We start from the raw sequence: 5,178 nt of genomic DNA on the forward strand, positions 1-5,178 counted from the left end.
CGCGGGCGCCGCACGCACACGCCCGGTCACGAGCCCGACGGGTCCACACGGACCCGTCGGGCTCGTCGGCGTCTGCGGCGCGCGTGGCGGCGGCCCTCCGCGGCGGATCCTCAGCCGCGCTTCAGTCGGGTGGGCGAGAATCCCGTCATGAAGATTCTCGTTGTGGACGACGACCAGGCCGTGCGCGAATCGCTCCGGCGCTCCCTGACTTTCAACGGCTACGACGTGGAGCTCGCCGGCGACGGCATCGAGGCGATCGAGAGGGTCGATACCAACCGGCCGGACGCGGTCATCCTCGACGTGATGATGCCCCGTCGGGACGGGCTCGAGGTGTGCCGGATCCTGCGCAGCAGGGGGGACGACCTGCCGGTGCTCATGCTCACCGCGAGGGACGCCGTTTCCGAGCGGGTCGCGGGTCTGGACGCGGGGGCCGACGACTACCTGCCCAAACCCTTCGCGCTGGAGGAACTCCTCGCCCGCCTGCGGGCTCTGCTGCGTCGTCGCGGCACGGACGCCGAGGAGGTCGACGAGGTGCTGGAGTTCGAGGACCTGCGGATGGATATCGCGACCCGCGAGGTCACCCGCGGCGAGCGGCGGATTCAGCTCACCCGCACCGAGTTCTCCCTGCTCGAACTCCTCATGCACCACCCTCGCCGGGTCCTCACCCGCAGCCACATCCTCGAGGAGGTGTGGGGCTATGACTTCCCGACCTCGGGTAACGCTCTCGAGGTCTACATCGGCTACCTGCGGCGTAAGACGGAAGGGGAGGGCGAGAGCCGGTTGATCCACACCGTGCGCGGTGTGGGTTACGTGCTGCGCGAGACGCCGTAGTGCCCGCCCGCACGATGCGGACGGGGTCCGCACCGATCTCCCTGCACCAGCGGGTGACGCTGCTGGCGGCGAGCTCGGTGGGTGTCGCGGTGGCCCTCATGGCCGTCGCGGCGTACTTCGTCGTGTCGGGGTCGATGTACAGCGATGTCAACAACCGCCTGCAGCAGCAGGCCGACCAGTTGGTCAACAGCCAACTCGCCTCCGAGTTCGCCCTGCAGTCGCGCAGCACGCTGATCGCGCTGCGGGCGTTCAACCCGAACCTGGACGCGCAGATCGTCGCTCCCTCCGGGGTGCGCACCGCGACCGGGGAACCCTTCCAGATCGGCGGCCCGGAGATCGCGGTCGTACGCGGCGAGGCCGAGTCGAGCCTGCGTACCTCCGGGGGCAAGCAGATCTACGCGGTCGGGGTCCGAGACGGCTCGACCCTCATCCTGGCGCAGGACCTCAGCCCCACCCGGGCTGCGTTGAACCGTCTGGCGATCGTGCTCACGCTCGTCGGGGCAGCGGGCATCGCCCTGGCGGCGGTGGCCGGGACGGCCGTCGGCCGCACCGGGTTGGCGCCGGTGGCCAGGCTGACCAGGGCCGTGGAACGCATCGCCCGCACCGATGATCTGCGGCCGATCCCCGTGGCCGGTGACGACGAGATCGCCCGCCTGACGAGCAGTTTCAACCAGATGCTCGTCGCGCTGGGGGAGAGCCGGGAGAGACAGGCGCGGCTCGTCGCGGACGCCGGTCACGAACTCAAGACGCCCCTGACGAGTCTGCGGACGAACGTCGAGTTGCTCATCGCGGCCAGCCGCCCCGGCGCGCGGACGATTCCCGACGCCGACCGGAACGGACTCGAAGAGGACGTCGTGGGGCAGATCTCGGAGCTCAGTCAGCTCGTCGGGGATCTGGTCGAGCTCGCCCGGGAGGACTCCGGGGAGGTCGAGCTGGAGCCGGTCGCGGTCTCCGACGCGGTCGAACGTGCCCTCGAGCGGGTGCGTCGCCGCCGACACGACGTGGATTTCGACGTCGAGTTGATGCCCTGGTACTCCTTCGGCGACTCGGCCGGGATCGAGCGCGCGGTGCTGAACGTGTGCGACAACGCGGCCAAGTGGAGTCCCGCCGGGGGGACGGTGACGGTGCGGATGCGCCCCGTCTCCGACGCGGTGATGGAACTGACGGTCGCCGACCAGGGGCCCGGCATTCCCGAACAGGACCGCGAGTTGGTCTTCGAACGGTTTCACCGCTCGCACGAGGCGCGCGCGATGCCGGGGTCGGGTCTGGGGCTGGCCATCGTCCGACAGGTCACGACCCGACACGGCGGAACCGTCGAGATCAGCGACGCCGAGGGCGGAGGCGCACTGGTGCGGGTGACCATCCCCGGAAGCGAGCAGCCGCCCGGGTGAGTCCCGGGGGTGGCGCGCACCGTCTCAGCGGGCACACAGCGCCATCGGGAACCATGGGACCCATGGAGAACGAGAACGAGAACGGCCGGGGCAGGGGCGAACCCGGGTCCCCGGACGAGTGGGCCGGCAGATCGGGTGCCGGTCTCGGAGGACCCGCACACGGACCCTCCGGCCAGAACCCCTACGCCGCCGAGAATCCCTATGGCATGGCCCAGGGGTGGGGTGGAACCGATCGGCCCACCACGGCCTTCCCCGCTCAGCACCCCGCGCAGGCGCAGGCGCAGGGGCACGCACAGGGCCAGGGGCACGCCGGACCGTGGCGACCCACGGACGCCATACCCCCCTCCGACGCCATGCCCCCCTCGGGCCCGCCGCCCCACCCCGGGGCCGGGCCGGGTGTCGATCCTGGAACGCCGCCGGGACAACGGAAGTCGGGCCGGGGCCTGCTCGCGGCCGGCATCGTGGCCGCCATGCTCGTCTCGGGTGGGCTCGGTGGGTGGATCGGTGCGACGGTCGCCGGTGGATCCGCGGCGGGGTTGTCCTCGCCCATCAGCGCGACCCAACCCGAGGGGACGGCGCCCGACGGCACCGTCGAGGCGGTGGCGGACAAGGTGCTGCCGAGCGTCGTGTCGATCGACGTGCGTTCCCAGACGGGCCGCGGCGAGGGGTCCGGGGTGGTGTTGACCGCCGACGGCCTCATCATCACCAACAGCCACGTCATCGGCGCAGCTCAGGCCGGGGGCCAGATCCAGGTGCGCTTCGACGACGGCTCCAAGGCTCCCGCGAGCGTCGTCGGCACGGACCCGGCCACCGACATCGCGGTCATCAAGGCGGAGACCTCCCGCCCGCTCACCCCCATCGCCCTGGGCACCTCGGCGACGTTGACCGAGGGACAGGCCGTGGCCGCGGTGGGGTCGCCACTGGGGTTGTCGGGCACCGTCACGACCGGCATCGTCTCCGCGCTGAACCGCCCGGTGCGGGCCGGCGGCGCCCAGTCGGACCAGAGCACGGTGATCGACGCCATCCAGACCGATGCAGCCGTGAACCCGGGCAACTCGGGCGGCGCGTTGGTCAACATGAACGGCGAACTGGTCGGGATCAACTCGGCCATCGCGTCGTTGGGATCGGGCAATTCGGGATCGATCGGCCTGGGCTTCGCCATCCCGGTGGACCAGGCCCGGCGGATCGCCGACCAGCTGATCAAGCAGCAGTACGCGACCCGCGCGGTGCTCGGGGTCTCGGTTAGCGACTCGCCGGAGGGCGACGGCGCGCTGGTGCGTGCCGTCGAGCCGGGTGGGCCCGCCGAGCGCGCGGGGATCGAGCAGGGCGCGGTCATCACCGGGGTGGGGGAACGGCTCATCGAGGGCGGCGACGCGCTCGTCGCGGCCATCCGGTCCCAGGCACCGGGGGACACGGTGACCGTCACCTATGCTTCTCGTGAGGGCGATTCGCCGAACACCGTAGACGTGATGCTGGGAGAGGCCAGATGAGCACCAGATTTGACCCGCGGGCTCTGCCCGGAGGCCGCAAGCTCCCCACCGGTATGGACTTCGACCCCGCGGCCGTCGAGCCGGTCGAGCCGCAGATCGCCGGGCGCGCCATGGTCGTGGTGGTGACCGACCGCCTCAACGAGCGGGAGGACTCCATCGGTCCGCTGGTCACGGAGCTCCTCGAGGAGGAGGGGTTCCTCGTCGGCGGTGTCGTGGGCGTGGCGTCCGACGAGGCGGAGGTCCGCAAGGCCCTCGAGACGGCGGTGGTCGGTGGATTCGACTTCGTCGTGACCGTGGGGGGCACCGGGGTCGGTCCCCGGGACATCACGCCCGAGGTCACCGAGGAGATCCTCGACCAGCGCCTGCCCGGCATCGCCGAGGCCATCCGGTCGTCGGGTCTCACGGCCGGCGCGGTTGACTCGATCGTCTCGCGCGGCTACGTGGGGGTGTCCGGCAGCACGGTGGTCGCCAACCTCGCGCCGAGCCGCGCGGCCATCCGCGACGGGATGGCGACGCTATGCCCGCTCGTCTCGTACGTGGTGGCGCAGTTGTCCGCCTTCGACGAACTGTGACGGATCCGCGGCCGGTGGACCGGGCGCGACTCGACGAGGTGTTCGGGGAGACCCTGCCCGAGACGACCTCGGACGAGGCGCGCACCGCGGACAGTCGGATCGACGACGACTGGTGGCGCGATCAGCGTCCGCCGCATCACGGCTGACTCCACGGCGACGAAGCGCCACCGCCGGCAGACGCCGACGCCCCGCCGGCCATGACGGCGCCGACGGGGCGTGGGACGTAGACCGTGGAACGCGGACCGGAGTCGATCAGGCGTTGCTCGACGGACTGTCCGGCTCCGACGGGTGCGTGAGCGGGCGACCGGCGAGCAGGTCGCGGATCTCCACGAGGAGGTCGTTGTCCGAGGCGGGGGCCTCGATGCCCTTGCGCTTGGCGGCGGCCTCCTTCATCTTGTTCATCGGCCCGACCAGGACGAAGTAGATGATGGCCGCGATCAGCAGGAAGTTGATGATCGCGGTGATGAGCATCCCGAAGTCCATGACGGTCGCGGGATTGTTGTCCCGGAGTTGGACGGCGAAACCGATCTCGTTGTTCCCGCCCAGCAGAGCGATGAGCGGGTTGATGATCGCGCTGGTGAACGCGTTGACGATGGTGGCGAACGCGCTACCGATGACGACCGCGACCGCCAAGTCGATCACGTTGCCCTGCATGATGAATTCCTTGAATCCCTTGAGCATCGTGCGCCCCTTTCCCAGGCGGGTTCTTTAGATCCGGCGACGATACCACCCGGCCAAGTCTCCTGACCTCATCTCAACCGTGGACCACGACGGCCAGCGGGGTCCCGGCGGCCGTCGCGGCGAGGCGGGCGGCGTCGGCCTCGGGGACCTCGACGAGGAGGGATCGCGCGCCCGACCGTCCCACGGGGGCGTCCCGTACCCGGGCGGCGTGCG

Annotated in this window: 6 protein-coding genes; 5 read left to right on the top strand and 1 reads right to left on the bottom strand. The window is 70.9% G+C overall.

Going from position 1 to position 5,178, the window contains the following annotated elements; translation table 11 throughout:
- Nucleotides 1-147: 147 nt before the first annotated feature.
- From G6023_RS14685 to G6023_RS14705, 5 genes are all read left to right on the top strand, one after another.
- Nucleotides 148-831: a response regulator transcription factor gene (locus tag G6023_RS14685; protein ID WP_069388691.1), complete on the top strand. Its 684-nt coding sequence runs from the start codon at nucleotides 148-150 to the stop codon at nucleotides 829-831.
- Nucleotides 831-2,222: a HAMP domain-containing sensor histidine kinase gene (locus tag G6023_RS14690; RefSeq protein WP_132061596.1), complete on the top strand. Its 1,392-nt coding sequence runs from the start codon at nucleotides 831-833 to the stop codon at nucleotides 2,220-2,222. The genes G6023_RS14685 and G6023_RS14690 overlap by 1 nt, the downstream gene beginning before the upstream one ends.
- Nucleotides 2,223-2,284: 62 nt before the next feature.
- Nucleotides 2,285-3,712 carry a S1C family serine protease gene (locus G6023_RS14695; protein WP_187700235.1) on the top strand — a complete coding sequence of 476 codons (1,428 nt, stop codon included), beginning with the start codon at nucleotides 2,285-2,287 and terminating at the stop codon, nucleotides 3,710-3,712.
- Nucleotides 3,713-3,765: 53 nt separating this feature from the next.
- Nucleotides 3,766-4,284 carry a MogA/MoaB family molybdenum cofactor biosynthesis protein gene (locus tag G6023_RS14700; protein WP_200841576.1) on the top strand — a complete coding sequence of 173 codons (519 nt, stop codon included), beginning with the start codon at nucleotides 3,766-3,768 and terminating at the stop codon, nucleotides 4,282-4,284.
- Complete coding sequence (locus tag G6023_RS14705; protein ID WP_182636204.1) at nucleotides 4,281-4,430, top strand: hypothetical protein; 150 nt, start codon at nucleotides 4,281-4,283, stop codon at nucleotides 4,428-4,430. The genes G6023_RS14700 and G6023_RS14705 overlap by 4 nt, the downstream gene beginning before the upstream one ends.
- Before the next feature lie 106 nt (nucleotides 4,431-4,536).
- On the opposite strand, the gene mscL is transcribed toward G6023_RS14705, so the two are convergent.
- Nucleotides 4,537-4,965: a large conductance mechanosensitive channel protein MscL gene (mscL, locus tag G6023_RS14710; protein ID WP_132061598.1), complete on the bottom strand. Its 429-nt coding sequence runs from the start codon at nucleotides 4,963-4,965 to the stop codon at nucleotides 4,537-4,539.
- Nucleotides 4,966-5,178 lie beyond the last annotated feature (213 nt).

Source organism: Dietzia sp. DQ11-71, from assembly GCF_014144995.1.
GTDB classification, from domain to species: domain Bacteria; phylum Actinomycetota; class Actinomycetes; order Mycobacteriales; family Mycobacteriaceae; genus Dietzia; species Dietzia kunjamensis.

Excerpts from the sequence above, each read along its gene's own strand:
- G6023_RS14700 (WP_200841576.1), top strand. The coding sequence starts at position 3,766 with ATGGACTTCGACCCCGCGGCCGTCGAGCCGGTCGAGCCGCAGATCGCC.
- mscL (WP_132061598.1), bottom strand. The coding sequence starts at position 4,965 with ATGCTCAAGGGATTCAAGGAATTCATCATGCAGGGCAACGTGATCGAC.
- G6023_RS14685 (WP_069388691.1), top strand. The coding sequence starts at position 148 with ATGAAGATTCTCGTTGTGGACGACGACCAGGCCGTGCGCGAATCGCTC.
- G6023_RS14695 (WP_187700235.1), top strand. The coding sequence starts at position 2,285 with ATGGAGAACGAGAACGAGAACGGCCGGGGCAGGGGCGAACCCGGGTCC.